This is a genomic window from Paenibacillus sp. TAF43_2 (assembly GCF_052113545.1).
Taxonomy (GTDB): domain Bacteria; phylum Bacillota; class Bacilli; order Paenibacillales; family Paenibacillaceae; genus Pristimantibacillus.
The window spans coordinates 66,600-84,718 of the sequence record NZ_JBFRDK010000002.1; the positions used below are offsets into that span (position 1 = coordinate 66,600).

The 18,119-nt window shown below is 46.8% G+C and carries 20 protein-coding genes; 8 read left to right on the plus strand and 12 right to left on the minus strand.

Annotated elements, in window-relative coordinates; translation table 11 throughout:
- Window positions 1-16 precede the first annotated feature (16 nt).
- Both AB4Z17_RS00970 and AB4Z17_RS00975 read right to left on the minus strand, forming a co-directional pair.
- Window positions 17-913 (minus strand): manganese catalase family protein, encoded by an 897-nt coding sequence (locus tag AB4Z17_RS00970; RefSeq protein ID WP_076268410.1) that lies wholly within the window; start codon window positions 911-913, stop codon window positions 17-19.
- A 126-nt stretch (window positions 914-1,039) separates the two neighbouring features.
- Complete coding sequence (locus tag AB4Z17_RS00975) at window positions 1,040-1,696, minus strand: hypothetical protein (RefSeq protein WP_441957572.1); 657 nt, start codon at window positions 1,694-1,696, stop codon at window positions 1,040-1,042.
- A 164-nt stretch (window positions 1,697-1,860) separates the two neighbouring features.
- On the opposite strand from AB4Z17_RS00975, the gene AB4Z17_RS00980 reads away from it, so the two are divergent.
- The gene (locus AB4Z17_RS00980) at window positions 1,861-2,274 is read left to right on the plus strand and encodes a hypothetical protein (protein WP_441910514.1); all 414 of its coding nucleotides are present in this window, start codon (window positions 1,861-1,863) and stop codon (window positions 2,272-2,274) included.
- Between the two features lie 186 nt (window positions 2,275-2,460).
- The gene (locus AB4Z17_RS00985) at window positions 2,461-2,799 is read left to right on the plus strand and encodes a hypothetical protein (RefSeq protein ID WP_441957574.1); all 339 of its coding nucleotides are present in this window, start codon (window positions 2,461-2,463) and stop codon (window positions 2,797-2,799) included.
- Window positions 2,800-2,925: 126 nt separating this feature from the next.
- On the opposite strand, the gene AB4Z17_RS00990 is transcribed toward AB4Z17_RS00985, so the two are convergent.
- Both AB4Z17_RS00990 and mscL read right to left on the minus strand, forming a co-directional pair.
- Window positions 2,926-3,561: an NUDIX hydrolase gene (locus tag AB4Z17_RS00990; protein ID WP_441957576.1), complete on the minus strand. Its 636-nt coding sequence runs from the start codon at window positions 3,559-3,561 to the stop codon at window positions 2,926-2,928.
- Entirely contained in the window at window positions 3,554-4,036 is a 483-nt protein-coding gene (gene mscL / locus AB4Z17_RS00995) for a large-conductance mechanosensitive channel protein MscL (RefSeq protein WP_339206503.1), read from the minus strand. The genes AB4Z17_RS00990 and mscL overlap by 8 nt, the downstream gene beginning before the upstream one ends.
- A 366-nt stretch (window positions 4,037-4,402) precedes the next feature.
- Between mscL and AB4Z17_RS01000 the strand changes: the two genes are divergently transcribed.
- From AB4Z17_RS01000 to AB4Z17_RS01015, 4 genes are all read left to right on the plus strand, one after another.
- Complete coding sequence (locus AB4Z17_RS01000) at window positions 4,403-6,118, plus strand: ATP-binding protein (RefSeq protein WP_441957578.1); 1,716 nt, start codon at window positions 4,403-4,405, stop codon at window positions 6,116-6,118.
- Between the two features lie 139 nt (window positions 6,119-6,257).
- The gene (locus AB4Z17_RS01005; protein WP_441957580.1) at window positions 6,258-7,025 is read left to right on the plus strand and encodes a sporulation protein; all 768 of its coding nucleotides are present in this window, start codon (window positions 6,258-6,260) and stop codon (window positions 7,023-7,025) included.
- Between the two features lie 148 nt (window positions 7,026-7,173).
- Entirely contained in the window at window positions 7,174-8,301 is a 1,128-nt protein-coding gene (locus tag AB4Z17_RS01010) for a DNA alkylation repair protein (RefSeq protein WP_441957582.1), read from the plus strand.
- Window positions 8,298-9,365: an FUSC family protein gene (locus AB4Z17_RS01015; protein WP_441908227.1), complete on the plus strand. Its 1,068-nt coding sequence runs from the start codon at window positions 8,298-8,300 to the stop codon at window positions 9,363-9,365. The genes AB4Z17_RS01010 and AB4Z17_RS01015 overlap by 4 nt, the downstream gene beginning before the upstream one ends.
- Window positions 9,366-9,476: 111 nt before the next feature.
- On the opposite strand, the gene AB4Z17_RS01020 is transcribed toward AB4Z17_RS01015, so the two are convergent.
- The 6 genes from AB4Z17_RS01020 to AB4Z17_RS01045 all read right to left on the minus strand — a co-directional run bounded on the left by AB4Z17_RS01020 (window position 9,477) and on the right by AB4Z17_RS01045 (window position 13,456).
- Window positions 9,477-9,776 (minus strand): transposase, encoded by a 300-nt coding sequence (locus tag AB4Z17_RS01020; protein WP_339206509.1) that lies wholly within the window; start codon window positions 9,774-9,776, stop codon window positions 9,477-9,479.
- Window positions 9,777-9,801: 25 nt separating this feature from the next.
- On the minus strand, window positions 9,802-9,945 hold the full coding sequence (locus tag AB4Z17_RS01025) for a hypothetical protein (protein ID WP_179089810.1): 144 nt from the start codon (window positions 9,943-9,945) through the stop codon (window positions 9,802-9,804).
- Window positions 9,946-10,067: 122 nt separating this feature from the next.
- On the minus strand, window positions 10,068-10,448 hold the full coding sequence (locus AB4Z17_RS01030) for a zinc ribbon domain-containing protein (RefSeq protein WP_441908226.1): 381 nt from the start codon (window positions 10,446-10,448) through the stop codon (window positions 10,068-10,070).
- A gap of 11 nt (window positions 10,449-10,459) precedes the next feature.
- On the minus strand, window positions 10,460-11,068 hold the full coding sequence (locus AB4Z17_RS01035; RefSeq protein ID WP_441957584.1) for a TVP38/TMEM64 family protein: 609 nt from the start codon (window positions 11,066-11,068) through the stop codon (window positions 10,460-10,462).
- A 15-nt stretch (window positions 11,069-11,083) separates the two neighbouring features.
- The gene (locus AB4Z17_RS01040) at window positions 11,084-12,277 is read right to left on the minus strand and encodes an MFS transporter (RefSeq protein WP_441908225.1); all 1,194 of its coding nucleotides are present in this window, start codon (window positions 12,275-12,277) and stop codon (window positions 11,084-11,086) included.
- A gap of 18 nt (window positions 12,278-12,295) precedes the next feature.
- On the minus strand, window positions 12,296-13,456 hold the full coding sequence (locus AB4Z17_RS01045; protein ID WP_441908224.1) for an MGDG synthase family glycosyltransferase: 1,161 nt from the start codon (window positions 13,454-13,456) through the stop codon (window positions 12,296-12,298).
- Between the two features lie 133 nt (window positions 13,457-13,589).
- On the opposite strand from AB4Z17_RS01045, the gene AB4Z17_RS01050 reads away from it, so the two are divergent.
- Window positions 13,590-14,567, plus strand: a complete 978-nt coding sequence (locus AB4Z17_RS01050) for an aldo/keto reductase (RefSeq protein WP_441908223.1) — start codon at window positions 13,590-13,592, stop codon at window positions 14,565-14,567.
- A gap of 59 nt (window positions 14,568-14,626) precedes the next feature.
- On the opposite strand, the gene ilvA is transcribed toward AB4Z17_RS01050, so the two are convergent.
- On the minus strand, window positions 14,627-15,895 hold the full coding sequence (ilvA, locus tag AB4Z17_RS01055; RefSeq protein ID WP_441908222.1) for a threonine ammonia-lyase IlvA: 1,269 nt from the start codon (window positions 15,893-15,895) through the stop codon (window positions 14,627-14,629).
- A gap of 122 nt (window positions 15,896-16,017) precedes the next feature.
- Here ilvA and AB4Z17_RS01060 point away from each other — a divergent pair, with 122 nt between their 5' ends.
- Window positions 16,018-16,608, plus strand: a complete 591-nt coding sequence (locus tag AB4Z17_RS01060; protein WP_441957586.1) for a hypothetical protein — start codon at window positions 16,018-16,020, stop codon at window positions 16,606-16,608.
- A gap of 77 nt (window positions 16,609-16,685) precedes the next feature.
- Here AB4Z17_RS01060 and AB4Z17_RS01065 read toward each other — a convergent pair whose 3' ends face one another.
- Window positions 16,686-17,939, minus strand: coding sequence for an exosporium glycoprotein BclB-related protein (locus tag AB4Z17_RS01065; protein ID WP_441957588.1), 1,254 nt, complete (start codon window positions 17,937-17,939; stop codon window positions 16,686-16,688).
- Between the last annotated feature and the right edge of the window lie 180 nt (window positions 17,940-18,119).

An 18,119-nucleotide genomic window follows, 5' to 3' on the forward strand; every position in this document is an offset into this window, starting at 1 on the left:
TTGAATCATGACATGGTTATAGTCCGGCGTTTTTCTGCAGCCGACGGGCAATTTCAATAAAATCCTCTTGCGAGATGCCTGGAGCAAACTCTTCTGGAAGCTCGCTCAAATCAGGCATAGGTGCGCCTTGCGGTGCGCCCTGAATGACCTCAAGCTCAGCGCCGGTAAGCGGATTTTGTCCATTCCAAATGAGGACAATATCCTTGTAGTCGTTCTGGCTGAATGTATACAGCTTGTTGCCAAGCCCCATTGCTTCGTATTTCCGAGCCGTTTCGAAGCTGTTGTTGCTAAGGTCGGGAATAGGGATAAGCTTCTTCACATCAACACCCGTTGCGATTTCGAGCGCTTTGGCATAGGCAAGCACATGGACGCCGCCGCGAACGAGCAAATATCCGATCATCGCCCTTGCTGTAGGATGATCCGTCATCTCAAATACTCGCATTTTATGCGTTCGTGCTCCGCACTCCAAGAAGAAATTATGCAGCAAATCAAGCACGAGATTGCCGCTGCTAAATACATTATCGCCAGTCCATGCGCGTCCCATCGAATCACCTGGCAGCGAGGTTTGACCGGTTTGTATAAAAAAATAGCTGTTGCGCTTATTTATGCCTTCCTTTAGTGGGGCAGAATTAGGATCACCGGGACTTGTTGTCCCTGTTAACACCATATTAATAGCTGTCGAAACAAGCTCCACATGGCCAAATTCCTCTGCTGTTATGCTGGATACGAGGTCGTAGAACGGTTTAAGCTTCTTTTTCTCACGGAAATTAAAGGACTGATACATATAGTTGTTTAAGGTGGACATTTCACCAAATTTTCCTCCAAGCAGCTCCTGCACCGCTGCCGCGGCGTTCGCATCCGCGTAAGGTGATGGCGGGAGTTCTATCTGAAGCCGATTTATCCGTTCAATCATGAGTCTACTCCCCTCATTTCATCGACGTTTCATTCTATGCATATGTATGACAGCTTTCGCAGTCATAGACCGTCGATGTCAAAAGGGACATGCTTTTGTCGAATGAATCCAAGCCAAACTTGATACTTAGAGCAGTGTGATGACAAGAAGCTCATACAGAACGAGTGGCAGCACCGCATTGTACGGGTTCATGAAAGCACGCGGGTCTCGCATCGTACATTGCAAATAAAGAATGCAGTGATCGATATGCATAAGCTTGCCTTCAAATACATGTCCATCGATGGTCTGGACGCAAACGTATTTATGCATATGACCGCCGCACATGTTCATAATCCTATCGCGTACCTCCATCACCATTGCAGTGTGCTGCGCTTCGGCTTCATAGATCACTGGAGCGGGTTTCTCCATGCCTGCCATGTTGCTCATATTAGGCATGCCGCCCATACTGCCGACGTTCGGCATACTGCCCATGTTGCTCATATTGGACATGCTGCCCATATTGCCTGCTTTCGGCATACTGCCCATGTTGCTCATATTGGGCATGCCGCTCATACTGCCGACGTTTGGCATATTGCCCATGTTGCTCATATTGGGCATGCCGCTCATACTGCCGACGTTTGGCATATTGCCCATGTTGCTCATATTGGAGGACATGCTTCCCATATTCCCCGTATTCGGCATACTGCTCATGGTGTTCATGTTAGGCATGCTGCCCATGTTGCCGGGGGTTGGCACATTGCCCATATTGCCAATATTGCCCATGCTCATCATATTTTCTGCCAAGCCAAAGACCTCCATTCGTATGGTATGTCATATAGGTATGCAGGAAGCGAGCGGGTCATACAAAAATGGAAGGTTAAATTCAACATATGGAGGGCGATACCCGTCCATGCAAATCTCTTAAATTTACATAGAATAGAGTATGTTCGATAGGGAGGTGGAATAATATGTCTGCTAAATCAATACTGAAAGTTAGCAATGTGAAAGCTGCTCGCAAAACAAAAAGCCGAGCTCGTATTTCTTCTGAAAGCATAAGCCCAGTGGAGCAAAAAAGCTGCGGCCGCAGAGAAGACCCGGCAGTTGAAGCGATGCAAGAAGCAGGAGCTGAGCTAAGTGATATTTTTAAACAGCTGAAAGATGAGCGCACTGCTGCCAAACTTGTGAGAGCGATACGATGTCGTGATGCAAGAGCCGTTCAAAGCTTGATTGATTGCCATTGCCGTGTAGTTAGCTTCTTCTGCACGCGTGACAAGGACTGTGTAAGAATTTTCTGTGCGTTCGGAAGAAATCAAGATGTAACCGTCTCATTTGATATTTGCGTCAAAAGAGAAGTAGATGAATGCCGTCGTCAATTCTGGTAATTTCAATTTAATAGGAAGGGCTGTCAATAATTTTATGTTGGCAGTCCTTTTTGTTATTTAAAAAGGAGGCATATCACAGGAGTTRTATGGGCTGCATACGTTATAGGAGTGAGAGACGAGAATCATGTATAAGTTTGGAGGGAAAGAGGATGCCGCGAATACCTAATTTTCCGCAAGCGTTGTTAGATGAGCACCGCGTATGGCATCATACGAATCATTTGGTTCCAGGAACGATACCGCCGCCGGGTTATGGCGATCGGTTTCTGCGATTTCATCGAGATTTTATTAATAGGGTATACAGCTGGCATGATTCAATGGGCTATGACCGCAGCTGGATTGCTGGCTGGAACCAAGTGCCTGAGGAGATCAGGCGTTCCTCCTGCTTTAATCCAGGCGCAGAGCAGCGAGTACAGAACAATCCGCGTTCATTCGCTACAGCCGATCAGCTGGGCAGCTTTATTGAGTACAATCTTCACGGGTGTTTTCATGAAATGGCGGCGAGGCTGTACAATCAGCCCGAGCTGAATGATTTTGACCTAGCGCCGCGCCATACTGAATTTTATAATATCCATGGCTTAATTGACCAGTGGTATAGCAATTGGGAGCGAACAATGGGCGTTCGCGATCCAGCTAGCAAAAGCAAGGCATCCCTTAAGTACAACCGTGCAGAGCCTGAAGTACGCTCGTATAATAAGAAAACTCGCGAGGAACGAATTGCTTCGCCGAAACAGAGCACTGGACAATCGTCAGCTGCTCATTCTGATCGACGAGCTCAACACCTGACGCAGAAACCGCAGATAAAGAGCCTTCAAACAATGCAATCAGCTCATCTAGATCAGCCTCATAAACGCCGGCCACTTCTTCAGGCTGCAGCAGAAGTTCTGTCAAAGGCAGCTCGCACACAAGGCCAAAAACGTCACTGACCTCACGGTCGATAAAGGGGATTCCGTTTACTTCACCGCTAATATTTTCTCTGATTTGCCCAAGTGGTATGAGCTGTTCAAATGAGGCGGAAACCCCTAGTTCTTCCTCAAGCTCACGAATGGCCTCGCGAATCGTTTCGCCCGCACTCAAATGACCGGCCGCCGTGATATCATAGCAGCCCGGATTTGTATCCTTGCTTGCCTGACGCAGCTGAAACCGCACGAACCTGCGGTTTCCTTCGCGGCGCGTCAGCCAGCAATGGAAGCTGCGGTGCCAATAACCTTTCGCATGCGTCTCTGCGCGTGTTGCTGTGCCCAGCGGCCGAAGCTGCTCGTCATAAATGTCAAAGAGCTCATCAGCCATGTGCAGCAGCCTCTAGCTGGGATGTGCAGTGCTTGCAGCGCGTAGCCTTCACAGGGATTTTGGACAAGCAGTAAGGGCAATCCTTCTCGGTCACTTCAACAGGTGGAGCTTCCTTCTTCTCATTGCGGCGAAGCACATTGATTACTTTTACAAGCAGAAAGATACAGAATGCAACGATGATAAAGTCCAGCATAACGTTTATGAATTGGCCATAATTGATAGTAGGCAGCAAGGTTTCATCTATTTTGCCTCCATTGCTTGCGGTGACACTGGCGGCGTGTTCTTTGCTATAAAGAGGAATTTTTAAATCCTTAAAATCGACGCCTCCCAAAACCACACCGATCGGCGGCATAATCACATCGTTAACCAAAGAAGTTACGATTTTACCAAAAGCTCCTCCGATAATGACCCCGACCGCTAAATCGATGACATTGCCTCTCATTGCAAACTCTTTAAACTCTTTAATGATTTTCATTGCTTTTCCTCCTACACATTTTAAGAAGCGGTAATAATGTCTGACGCAAGCCTCGTGCTATTACGAAGCGAAATGATCAAATCTAGCAATCCTATTAGACTATTATCGCCTGTTTCTACTAAGGTCATTCTAACATAATAGCCGAAGATGAGCAGAAGAGAAACTCACTCTCGATTTCTTACAAAAAATTGAAATATTGCTGGGACAAAGAGAGGTTTTTAAAGGATTTTGTCGAATTTTACTATTTGAAAGCAAATTAATGGTTATTTAAGGAGTTCTATGAGCGGCCTCGATATAAACGGAAATGGATTCTATTTGATTTTATCACTCTTCATCATGTGTTTTGCCTCCTATACGATGCTGAAAATGATTGAAAAGCCTCTGCAAAATGAACATACACACGGCTTCAATTGGATTATTGGCGGCGCTGCCGTATTTGGACTAGGCCTATGGACGATGCATGTTGTTTTGTTGCTTGCATCCCACTATAGATTGGTCATGAATTGGAGCATGCTTCCTATAGTATTCGCATGTGTCATTATCATTTATGTCTCATTAGTTGTTATGCAAAAGAAAAATCTCTCATCGGTACGCTTCTTAGTTGGAGCTCTATTAATGGCTCTGGGAGCTACGATGCTTCATTACTTGTCGATGCTTTCTGAATCGGTCGTTATACTAAAAATGGATTGGCCGCTTTATTGGATCTCCTTTGGAGTCAACTTTATTGGCGCATATTTGGCTTTTTATTGGCTGGAAACAAAGGGGTCAGGGTATAAGATAAAAAGCTGCTTTTCACTCGGATTGTCTAATATAGTCGTTCATCAAGTTGGCATGCACGCGCTGCAGGTTGATTATAGCGATGTTTTATCTACAGATCTTCTAAACCAACATTTGCTGATTCTTGCATCTTTACTTGGTTTATCTACTTTATTTATCCTCAGCTTCAGTCTTACCACCTGGTTTGCATCCAACAAATATACTCAAATGAATGAGCGTTATAAACTTCTAGTGGAGAATTCCATAGATACGATAGCATTAATAAGCGATGGCAAATGGGAATTTATGAACCGTGCTGGCTTGTGTTTATTCGAAGTGCATTCAGCGGATAAAATAATCGGTTCGAATGTTTATAATTTATTGGCAGAGCCCTATCATAATGAACTGGAAGCATGGCTCACGGCAGGCCAAGCAGGAGATGATGGGCCCAATAAGCCAATCGAGCTGCAATGGATGTCCATGCAAGGGACGCTGCTTCATACAGAAATGGTACGGGTGAGCTCTACCTTCTCGGGTAAACAAATTGAACAAGTCATTATTCGGGATATTTCTGAGAGGAAGAAGAATGAGGAGCTGCTCATTAATTCTGAGAAGCTTTATGTCGCAGGTCAATTAGCGGCGGGCATTGCACATGAAATTCGAAATCCGCTTACCTCGTTAAAAGGGTTTATGCAGCTGCTTTCATCGGGCCGGGGCAATATCAACCATTTTTACGACATTATGAAAACAGAGCTCATCCGTATCGAGTCAATCGTCAGCGAACTACTTATGCTCTCCAAGCCTCAGGTTTATGAATTTGTGCATAAAGATTGCCGTCAATTAATGGCGGACACGGTTAATTTACTGGAGACACAAGCTATTTTGCACAATGTGATCCTTGAATTCCGTTCTGACTATCGTCCATTGTGGGTATACGGTGTTGAGAATCAATTAAAGCAAGCGTTTATTAACGTGCTTAAAAATGCGATAGAAGCGATGCATAATGGTGGCATTGTCATGATTAATATGTCGCTTGATCCTGATCGCGGAGTAATGATACGCATTAAAGATGAAGGATCAGGCATGCCTGCGGAGCAGCTGTCGAAGATCGGTCAACCCTTTTATACAACAAAGGATAAAGGGACCGGACTTGGATTAATGGTCACTTTCAAAATTATTAATAATCATCAGGGACAAATTACGGCCGAAAGCAAGCTAGGAGTCGGGACGACCTTCATCATCCAATTGCCGTATATGGAGCAGCCGAATTTGCCGATGGATCAGAAAAAGAGCGAGCTAGGCCAATCAGATGATTCAGACCATTAGAGACGGGTTCACACTATTCATAATCAACAATTTTTCACGCGCCGAAGGATGACTTTTTGAAATTGAAACTTAATTTTCAAGACATCGTAATACGGTTATGCAGTTCGGAATGAAGATAATTTGAGTGGAGGTCGGTTTGATGTTTAATCGTTTTTTGGCAAGCATCGGTATTGGCTCAGCAAAGATTGATACACTATTAGAAAAAGCACGTTATGCACCAGGTGAAGAGGTTCTAGGTATCGTAAAAATACAAGGCGGCAACGTAGAGCAGCGAATTGAAACGATACAGCTATCGGTCATGACAGAATATATACGTGAGAGCAATGACAGTAAAATAACGCAACAGGGAGTGGTGGGACGATATCACGTGAGCGCTCCCTTCACACTGCAGGCAAATGAAAATCGCGAGGTGCCTTTCTCCTTTCAGTTGCCCCATCAAACACCGCTTACAATTGGCCGCGCGCCGGTATGGGTGAAGACGGAATTAGACGTTCGCGGAGGCGTTGATCCTGGTGATAATGACCGAATCGAAGTGGTTCCGACACACGCCATGAACACGGTGCTGGAGGCGCTGAATGTGCTCGGCTTCCGTTTGCGCAAGGCAGAATGCGAGTACTCTTCCCGTCTTGGCGGCAAAATGCCATTTATTCAAGAGCTGGAATTTGTGCCGACCTCGCAGTTCCGAGGCCAGCTCGACGAGCTGGAAGTGATGTTCTATCCATCGGATCGCGAGCTTGAGCTGGTGCTCCAAATCGACCGGCGCGCACGCGGGTTGTCATCCTTTTTTGCAGAGGCTATGGATATGGATGAGACATTTGTTCGGGCTCGCTTCACGAATGAGCAGCTCTCAGCAGGGCCGAACGCAATTGCGCAGCAGTTGTCTGGAATCATAGCGCGCTATATTTAATTTTTATAAATAAAACAAGCTCGGGAGCGCTCCTGCAGGGGCGTTTCGGAGCTTTTTTGCTGCTTGCAGCGCCGTTATAAATGAATAACGGATGCAGGTAGTGATCGAATCGGTTTTTTCGGTATAATAACTGGAGGAGGGGATTAATTTGGCAGAACCGCTTAAGGCTATGTACGATGGATTATTTTTGGAGAAATTTGCGGGTTTGCTGAAGTCAGCATGGAGTCCTTTTGACGCCGTTCTTTTCGCAGAGCGTGTAAGGGATGGTGACTGGGAGCAATTAGAGTTAAAGGCTCGAACTCGAAAAATAACAGAAGCGCTGGGTGCTACATTACCGCAGGCATATGATGAAGCGCTGTCTGTTTTATATCAAATAGATGAAAAATGCACAGGGCTGCCTTTTATCATATTTCCGGACTTCGTCGAGGTGTTTGGACTGGAGCCGCAAAACTGGGAGCTGTCTTTGGACGCGCTGGAGCGCTTTACGAAATATTCGACCTCAGAATTTGCAATAAGAGCATTCATTCTTGCCGATCCACAGCGTATGGCTAAGCAAATGCTTATATGGGCAGATCATCCGAATGAGCACGTAAGGCGGCTCGCGAGCGAAGGCATAAGACCACGCCTGCCGTGGGCGCAGGCGCTGCCGCTCTTTAAGCGAGACCCATCGCCGATTGTTCCAATTTTGGAGAAGCTCAAATGTGATGATTCACTTTATGTGCGCAAGAGCGTAGCTAACAACTTGAATGATATTGCGAAAGATCATCCCGAGCTTGTCATATCGCTTGCGCAGGCTTGGATCGGCAATGATGCGAAGACGGATTGGATCATTCGTCATGGCTGCCGTACGCTGATTAAGCAATCAAGCCCGCAGATCATGGAATTGTTTGGGTACGCGAAGCACGCATCTGCAGAAGAGGAGGAACACCCGCTTGTTGCTTTTGCTGCAATCGAGGCAGATCCAGAGACGGTTGCTATTGGCGGTGAGGTATCTTTACGCTATCGCGTACAGCTGCGTGAGGGTGAGCCGGCCAAGCTGCGTATCGAATATGGAATTGCATTCGTGAAGTCTGGAGGGAAAACTTCATTGAAACGTTTCCTGCTATCGGATCGCGAGTATGCCGGAGGAGCGTCAGCTTCAAGTGTTCGCACTCATCGTTTTGCTGATTTAACGACGCGCAAGCATTATAGCGGGCTTCATCTTGTAACGCTTTGGGTAAATGGAAGAGAGGTGGCTTCAGCCGAACTTCTGGTGACGGAGGCAGAATCAACATGACGATTGGTGCAAGAGTTTTAAAAACGGGGATGGCTGTTGCCTTAGCGATTTATTTGAGCAGCTTGTTCGGCTTCGCTTCCCCGCTTATTGCTGCCGTGGCAGCTATATTTACGATTCAGCCTTCTATTTACCGCTCATGGCAGCGTGTAGCGGATCAAGTGCAAACGAATCTGCTGGGTGCTGTAATGGCGATTGTAGCCGTTCGGTTATTCGGTCATACGCCGATTGCGGCAGGTCTTGTATGTATCCTAGTCATTCTCATTAGTATTCGCTTGAAGATGGAGAGCACGATTAGTCTGACGCTGGTTACGGTCGTTGCCATTATGGAGGCGAATGGACAAGGCTGGGACGTGGCAATAGGAAGATTTTTAATGGTGCTAACGGGGATTGGAGCATCATTTGCGGTTAACGTCCTCGTATTCCCTCCACGGCCAAGGAAGCAATTTACCGAACAGGTTCATCATGCCTATTCACAGCTTTCTCTGCTGCTTCGCACAGCCATTTCAAATGAGATGAAGGAGCAGGTTTTCCGCCAAGAGAAGAACAAGCTTCACGATACGCTGCACAAGCTGGAGGAACGCCACACCGTATTCGAAGAGGAGCGCAAAGTGCTTGCAAAGACGAAGACGAGCCATGCCCGTCAACTGCTTGTATCGAAACAAATGATTAAGTCTCTGCAAAAAGGGGCTGATCTGCTCGATGTGGTGGAGGAGCATTATTTTTCCTCCCAAAGTGCAAGTGAGTGGGCGCTGCGCTTCGATCGGCAAATTGAGGATTTATCGAAGTATCACGAGCACATCTTGTTGAAAGCTGAAGGGAAAATGAAGCCTAATGCGCTGATTGAGCCTGAGGAAGAACGAGAAGCACGATTTGTGAAGGAATTGACGGCGTACATTTTGGAAGATCCGGACGAGCATAAGCGTCTCGTCTTTGTCGCTTCGGCATTGTTCGAATATGCCTACCATTTGCGGCGACTGGAGAAGCTGCTCGATCAAGTGACGCAGCGCGAGGAAAACGCGAAGCGCTGTGCTGAAGAGGCCGAGAATGGACCAAAGTCATCATGAACGGATTTAGCTCATTAGTTTAGCAAATAAAACAAAAACAGCAGGTTAGAACGCCGCTTAAGAGCGTTCTTGCCTGCTGTTTTTCTGCTTATATTACAGCATGCTCAATGTTTACTGATCATCGTCAGTTTTGTTGCTGCCTTCATGACGCCTTGGATGCTGCATATGAGCCTCTGGGTTATTGTCATCGTCATGCGGCACCAGCCTCGGATCAGTATGCCCCTCATGATGATTATTGAAGAAGAGCTCAACGAGCTGCCACTCGGTTGTTCCGAGCATTGGATCTGCTGGGAATACATCTCCGCGTTCGAGCTGCTCTTCACGTCCCCATTCGTTGCGGTAGGTGCCTTTTACTTCAACAGGCTCACCAGATAGGGGATTCATCTCATTATGGTTATTATCATTGCTCATATGGTGTCAACCAACCTTCCTGTCCTTATAATCCGTGCTTCGGCACAGCTGAACGATCGGCATCTGACTGCAGTTCGCTCGCTGACGACTTGCTGGCTAGATTGCGGTCTGCTCGGGATTGCGCCTTGCTTGCTGCCTTCTGTTGATCGGATGGCTGTTTGCCTGACATGTGGTTACCCTCCTCGAGAATCTCATCGTTTTTTTATTTTCTTTATCTTCAGAAGAAGATCCTCAACAGTGTGCCACAAAAGGATGAATTGTATGAGTACAAGGTGGAAGAACAGGAGCAATCTATAATAACTGGAGTCCGCATGAGGGGCAAACCGAATCACGTTCAGTGACAATCTCATCGCAAGCGGGACATGGTTCGGAAAATGGTGCTTTAGCAGCAGCGGCATCATGTATGAGCTCGCCTTTGCCTTCTTTTATGGAGGAGGATTGTTCGGGATTCGGACGGAGATGGGCAGGCGTTCCGAAGATCGTCTCCACCATCTCTTTCATGTCCTTAAATTTATCTGAGTCATCTGTAACAATTCGAATGAACATAAACATGCCAGCGAGCAAAGCAAATGCAATGACCAGCACGACCGTCGTTGCCAAAGCATCAAACCATGTGAGGAGAGGGAGAGGCGTATGTACAGGCAAGCTAGCCAAGATGGTCCATGAAAACATACTCCATCACCTCACCCATTAAGCTGATAGCGGGATTCGAGACGTTTGCCCCCGAACCACATAACCATAACAGCAGTTATCGAGACGAATATACGCCAAGGCTCATTGACTAAATTGCCAATATCGAAGCTAATCAAGGAAATGCAAAATATCATAACTGCCTTCCCAAGCAGTGTAGCAAGCATAAAAGTAGGAAATGGCACCTTGCTAAGTCCGGATACGACAGTTATGACGACTGAAGGTGTAAAAGGGAAGCAAGCCAGCAGGAATAGCGGCGTGAAGCCGCGGCGTTCAACCCAATTGAAGAACCGCTGCGACTTTGGAAATCTTCGCTCTAGTTTCCCTTTTACATTGCGTCCGAGCTTTCGACTGATCCAAAATACGCAGAAGGCACCAGCGCTTACACCGATCCATGAAAAAAGAAATCCAAAGCCGAGGCCGTAAATGTTGGCATTAGCCGCAATGATAAGAATTAATGGGAGGAAAGGGAGAAACGATTCAAGCATGGGAAGCAAAATGCCGGGAAAAGGCCCCCATTGCGAATAGCTTTCCAATGTCCATTGGATTGAATCGAGATCCAAGTGTTTTAAGTATTCAAGCCAGTTGCGCCAATCATCCATAGATCTAACCCCGTTCTACTTGTTTGTAGCTTTTACATTTGTAGCGAATGCCGGAAATGGGAACCATAAATAAAATAAGCCGATCAATCCAAAGAGGATTGCGCTTGTCCAAAAAACGGATGCTTCTCCGTTCCAAGCAGCGATTAGGCCGCCAGCAGCTGGACCGATCATAACGCCAATGCCTTCAAAGGTGGATAATACGCCCCAGCCAAGCCCCTCTTGATTAGGTGGAACATAGGCAGCCAGCAGCGCATTCCAAACAGGCAAAATAGCAGAATAGGATAATCCAAGAGCAGCCGCTATTAGTAAACAATACCAGAACGAAAGTCCTGATGCCAGCATATATAAACCAAATGCAAACGCTCCAAATCCAGTCACGAGAAACCATTTTTTATTAACCAGCTTATCGGCAAGTTTCCCCATGGGAATGAGTCCACCTGCAGCAAAAAGCCCTCCCGCCGTTAAAAGTATGGAGTATTGCGTGCCTGAGATACCTAGCTCATGATTCGCGAAGCTTGGTAAAATGGGAACGAGCATGCTTGCGCCTGTCGTCTGCAAAATCATCCCCGGCAGCAGCATCTTCATATGGCCGAGTCGTTCCTTTAGAATGACGAGCTGCGTTCGAAATGGCATACGGTTTGATGCAGCAGCCCTTTCTTTGCTCATGAAAAGCGTTAATACGCATGCAGCCACAGACATGCTGACAAGCAGCTTGTACGTAAAAGATACGCTGAAATCGAGCAGAATATTACATACGATCGGACCGCTTCCTAGTCCCACCATCCAAATGGTGTAGAGCGTTCCCATTTGGGTTGCACGCTGCTGCTCGGTTACTTTCGTTAAGCATACGATCCAGATCGGTGACATTCCGATGCCATATAGCGCGGCTGCACCAATGAACATCCATGGCAGCTCGGAGAATTGCAGCAAATATATGCCGATCAGCGAAATAATTAAACCTGCTTGAACGACGATACGAGTTGAGAAACGATCGAGCAAGTAGCCAATAGCCATTTTGAGCAGCGTATCGGTTAAATAGTGAGCTGATATCGCAGCGCCAATTACATCAGGTGATAAACCTAAAGTCTTTGCCCCAAAAATAGGCAGCAAACTAACAAGAACAGCACCTCTTACAAACTCCACAATAAACAAAATAACGGAGATAAGTCGCATCTCCGCTCCAAACCAACTTTTCTGATTTGTAATCACGGGCAAGCCCCTTATCCATTATAAAGTGATTGCTTTCTCCATTATACGCAAGTTGGATAAAATATCCAAAACGATGCTGTCTGCTGCGGTTTGTGAGGCTTGAAGCTGTTTAGTGGTTTGTCTGCTATTAGTAAGACGTAATGGATCATGAACGAGTTTCAAAATTTGTTCCGTTAGCTCATTCACCTCATAGGCAACGACAGCAGCGCCTTTGGACTTAAGATACAATGCATTTTGTTTTTCTTGTCCAGGAACTGGCTTGTAAATGAATATGGGCAGCTCGGCAGCGATCGCTTCTGATAATGTAACGCCACCTGGCTTAGTGATGAGGCAATTAGAAATAGCCATAAGCTCGTGAATAGACTCAATAAACCCGTACACCTGCAGGCGAGAAGCTCCTTCATGTGCTTGAAATTGTTGCTCAATAATATTTTTCATAAACAGATTATGTCCACATACGAGCGCAACCTGAACCTCAGCGTTTTGCAGCAAGCTGCTGCAAATTTGCGATACATCAGGCAAAACGCCCTGAGCTCCCGCCATGATAAGGACGATAGGTTGATTAGGATTTAGTTTATATCTCTCATAGAGCTCGCTTGTGGCGGCTGTTGCACGGAAGCCGCGTTTGAGTGGAATGCCGCTCACTTGAATTGCCTTCTCCGGTATTCCCAGCGATGAAAGCTCTAATCGGAGGTCCTCTGTAGCGACATAATAGCGGTCGACGCTTGGATGAACCCAGCGCCTGTGAAGATCAAAATCGGTAATGACAGCATAGGAGGGGGGATAGCTTTTACGTTTCTTAAGCTTTGGCAGAGCAAAGCTAGGGAAAGTATGCACGACGATATCGGGCTGCTCAGCTGCAAGAATGCGCCTAATTTTTTCTGTACCAAAGGAGTGAAGCAGTCCGCCAAATAATGAATCATGCTTCATTAGCCTTGTGAAATCATACACCCAGCCATATAGCGAGGGCATATGCGTATAGCTCTTTAAGTAAAAGCGCTTAGCAAACTCATTTATCCAAGGGTGAGATTCTGCCATGAGATCGACCATTACCGTACGATAATTGCCATGCTCCTCCCAAGCGCCCTTAATCGCGCGAGCAACCTGAAGATGGCCTTCTCCATATGAAGCGTACAAAATTAACAATTTCGGCTGCGGTTTTTCCTCGAAACGTATCATAGACACACCTCCTGCCGTTAGTGTAACGAACATTTGTTATGCGATTGTGAACGCCGTTTGGTTACTTTGTGTATTTTTAGTATAATGAATACGCAATCCATCCTATTTCAAAATTGAAGGAGCGATGATTAGAGTGCAATACACGAAACTAGGAAGATCTGGACTTCGAGTAAGCCGTTTATGTTTGGGCACAATGAATTTTGGCGTGGACACAGACGAGAAGGAATCATTTCGTATATTAGACGCAGCTCTAGATGCAGGCATTAATTTTATCGATACCGCTAACATTTATGGTTGGGGCGAGAACGCCGGCCGTACAGAAGAAATTATCGGAAAATGGTTCAAGCAGGGCGACGGACGCCGTGAACGTACGGTGCTGGCTACAAAAGTATACGGCGACATGCATGATAATCATGACGGTCCGAACCGTGAAGCGGGACTATCCGCATATAAAATTCGCAGACATTTGGAAGGCTCGCTTAAGCGTCTTCAAACGGATCATATCGAACTGTACCAAATGCATCATGTGGATCGTAGTGCAAATTGGAATGAGCTTTGGGGAGCATTCGAAACAGCCGTATACCAAGGCAAGGTTGGCTACATAGGCTCAAGTAATTTTGCCGGCTGGGATATTGCAGTTGCGCAAGGCGAAGCGAAGGCAAGAGGATCGATCGGTCTTGTATCTGAGCAGCACAAATACAATTTGTTATGCCGTTTGCCGGAACTGGAAGTATTGCCAGCTTCGAAGGAATTAGGACTTGGCGTTATTCCGTGGAGTCCGCTTGACGGCGGCTTGCTTGCAGGCAATCAACGTCGTAAAGACGGTGGCCGCCGCAGCGGAGATTCGAAACGATTGGAGCAGCATCGTGATCAATTAGATGCCTATGCTGCATTTTGTGACGAGCTTGGCGAGCCTGAAGATTTGGTTTCACTCGCATGGCTGCTTGCGAACCCGGCAGTAACGGCTCCGATTATCGGTGTCCGCACGCTGGATCAATTCGAGCGCTCGCTTCGCGCAGTTGAAATCTCTTTAGATGAATCTGCACTGAAACGTATTGATGAAATATTCCCTGGTCCTGGCGGAGATGCACCGCGCGCCTACGCCTGGTAATGACAAACGCCCCGTATCCAATCATGGATACGGGGCGTATCTTATTCTCAACATGCCGATCAAATCAATAAGTTAAATAAAACAGGGTCCTTGTTCAGCTCAAGAAATTGGAAGCCCTTCTTGCTCATGCGAGCAACGAGCGGATCGTAATCCTCACGGTGCGTAAGCTCGATGCCGACGAGTGCCGGACCGTTGTCTTTGTTTGATTTTTTGGTGTACTCGAATCGTGTAATATCATCATTAGGACCAAGCACGCTGTCGAGAAATTCACGAAGCGCTCCTGCACGCTGCGGGAAGCTGACCATAAAGTAATGCTTGTAGCCCTCATAGATGAGAGAACGTTCTTTGATTTCCTGCATCCGATCAACATCATTATTGCCGCCGCTGACGACACAGACGACCGTCTTGCCTTGAATTTGATCGCGATAAGCTTCTAGCGCAGCAATGGGCAGTGCGCCTGCCGGCTCGGCTACGATGGCATTCTCATTATACAAATCGAGCATCGTCGTACACACTTTTCCTTCAGGCACGGAAATAACATCGTCAAGCAGGTCTCTGCATAGCTCAAATGATAAATCACCGATACGTTTTACAGCTGCGCCATCGACGAATTTCTCAATTTGATCAAGGGTAACGACTTCACCTGCATCAAGCGATGCTCTTAGTGATTGCGCGCCTTCCGGCTCCACGCCAATTACCTTTGTTGTCGGTGAGACGATTTTTACATAAGATGAGACGCCGGCTGCAAGCCCGCCACCGCCGACAGTCACGAATACGAAGTCAGGTACGGTATCCGCAGCTTCCATTAATTCTTGTCCTACCGTTCCGTTTCCTGCGATGATTTTGGGATCGTCAAAGGGATGTACGAAGGCAAGGCCATTGCGGTTGCTCTCTGCGACTGCTTCGGCATAAGCATCGTCAAAGGTGTCTCCTGTAAGGATGACCTCAACTTGCGAGCCGCCAAAAAAGTTAACCTGCGTCACCTTCTGGCGAGGAGTTGTGCTGGGCATGTATATTTTGCCGGGGATGCCAAGTGTTTGGCACGAGTAGGCCACGCCTTGCGCGTGGTTGCCGGCGCTGGCGCAAACCACCCCTTTAGCGAGCGTTTCTGGTGACAGAGAACGCATCATATGGTAAGCTCCGCGTATTTTGAACGAACGAACGATTTGCAGGTCCTCTCGTTTTAAAAGAACATTACAGCCAAACCGCTCGGACAGCACACGGTTATGTTGAAGTGGTGTTCGTGTAATGATATCCTTTAAGTGCATTTGAGCTTGAACGATTTCTTCAAGCCCAATACGATGCAGCGGTATAGGATTTGTGTTCATAGGTGACCATCCTCTCGGCATTTTTTTGATCAACAGTAAAAATGATTGGATTCATTATAGCACTATCATTATGAGTTGGCGTAATAGAAATCGTTTATCTGTATAGCAAGGAGAGGATTCACATGGGAAAAACCTTAAAAAGACTTCTAATGAGCTTCATTGTTATTCTTTTGCTGCTTGGCGGCGCACTATGGTGGTTCCTGTCTTACATTGCACCGGACGAGCCGCTGGACATGAGCTACGCCCCGATTGATGTGAAAGAGAAAGCGCTGGATATGGTCAGAAAAATGAAGCTGGAGCTCGTCCTGACGGAATCCGATATTAATCATTTGATCAAAATGAATATGAAAGACGAGCTTGCCATCAGCAGACTAGAATCCGCTGATCAAGAATTTGCGAAGGCTATTCATCTGGATGGGGCAAACTTTGACCTCGAAGAGAACAAGCTGATTGCACAAATGAATATTACCTATAAGAACAAAATTCCTGCGAGATTGGATGCGGTATATTCACTGGACTGGGAGTCTCCAAACATTATTCTTAAACCCCAATCGCTTTCTGTCAAAGCTATTCAGCTGCCGCTAAGTATGCTAGAAACGATCGTCATTCCGCTAGATTTGCCGGCGCAGGATGTTGTAACGGTGAGAGATGTACAGTTCGAGAATAATCAGATAAAAATTCGTTTCAAGCTCCAAATTCAATTAAAGCTGTAATGAACGATGAATCTTGGAAAAGAAAACGACAGATTAAGGACGAATCCTTAATCTGTCGTTTTTCATAATTTCGTTTTTTAAGAGATGCCTAATCCAGCGCTAGCATAGCCAGCTACAAGATTGACAAGTGATACACCAGTAGCTGTAGCAGAGAAGACAAGAAGAAGGCGTGTTCCAGCAGTAACAGGAATAGATAAACCTGTAGTAATGCCGCTGCTAATCGTGCCTAGAGCCAGAATGCCGGTAAGTGGAGGAGCTAATGTTACAACAGCGCCTGGAACTGCGGTAAACGAATTGTCTGGCGTCGTTGACTGATAAAGCTGAGCAGTAATAGTAACTGTTGATCCAACAAGCGAAAGCGCTAAAGTTGTACTGAAGTAAGCGGCAAGAGAAGTGATCGTACCATCGCGAGGCACAGAGAAAGCAAAGTTAAGAAGTGTTCCTGCAGCGCCTGTGAGATCGATTACACCACCAAGAATGCTAACGCCTACAGCGGAGGAGCCAAAACCTACCAGACTCGAAGTACCTATTAAACCGCCTACTATTGTCGTTAATTCGGTAGGAATGCCTGAAGCGAAAGGAATAATAGCGCCTGCACCATCAATACCAGTAGCACCAGTAGCTCCAGTACCTCCAGTAGCCCCAGTAGCCCCAGTAGCGCCGGTAACGCCAGCAGTACCAGTAGCCCCAGTAGCACCGGTAACACCAGCAGTACCGGTAGCGCCAGTAGCTCCGGTAACGCCAGCAGTACCGGTAGCGCCAGTAACACCTGGGTCTCCCGTAGCCCCAGTAGCACCGGTAACACCAGTAGCRCCAGTCGCTCCTGCAACACCTGGATCTCCAGTAGCACCAGTCGCTCCAGTAACGCCAGCCCCAGTAGCCCCCGTTGCCCCTGTAGCACCAGCAACCCCTGGATCTCCAGTAGCCCCAGTTGCGCCAGTCGCTCCTACTCCGGGTCCTGTAGGACCTGCTGGACCAGTAGCACCGGTTACGCCGTTAATACCATTTGCACCAGTAGCGCCAGTCGCTCCCGTAACTCCAACTCCAGTAGCGCCGGTAGAACCCGCTGCCCCTGCAGATCCTGTTGCACCTGTAGGACCAGCTATTCCTTGAGGCCCTTGAGGTCCTTGTGGACCTTGTGGACCTTGTGGTCCTCTTCTGCCTTTGTGACCGTCTTCTCCTCGCTCAGCTACGACTTTAACTCTTTGAGATATAATTTTTTTCTTTACAACAATTATTTTATCATCGTGTTTCTTCCTTCTTGGACTGCAGCCTGCAGTAGGTTTTCTGACACAACGCTTTCTATAATAATAATGACTCAGCGAAAACACCTCCTTGTTAGATGCCTTATTATACGGCTGTACTCTATCTATTGATTGGGTATCTATCTGCTATGGTCATAGACCTTCAACTATATTTGCGGAAATGTATGTTTGAATGGGATGGATGATCAACTACTAAATGATAGAGAAGTAGAAGAGCATGAATGAAGAATAAATGAAGAACAGGAT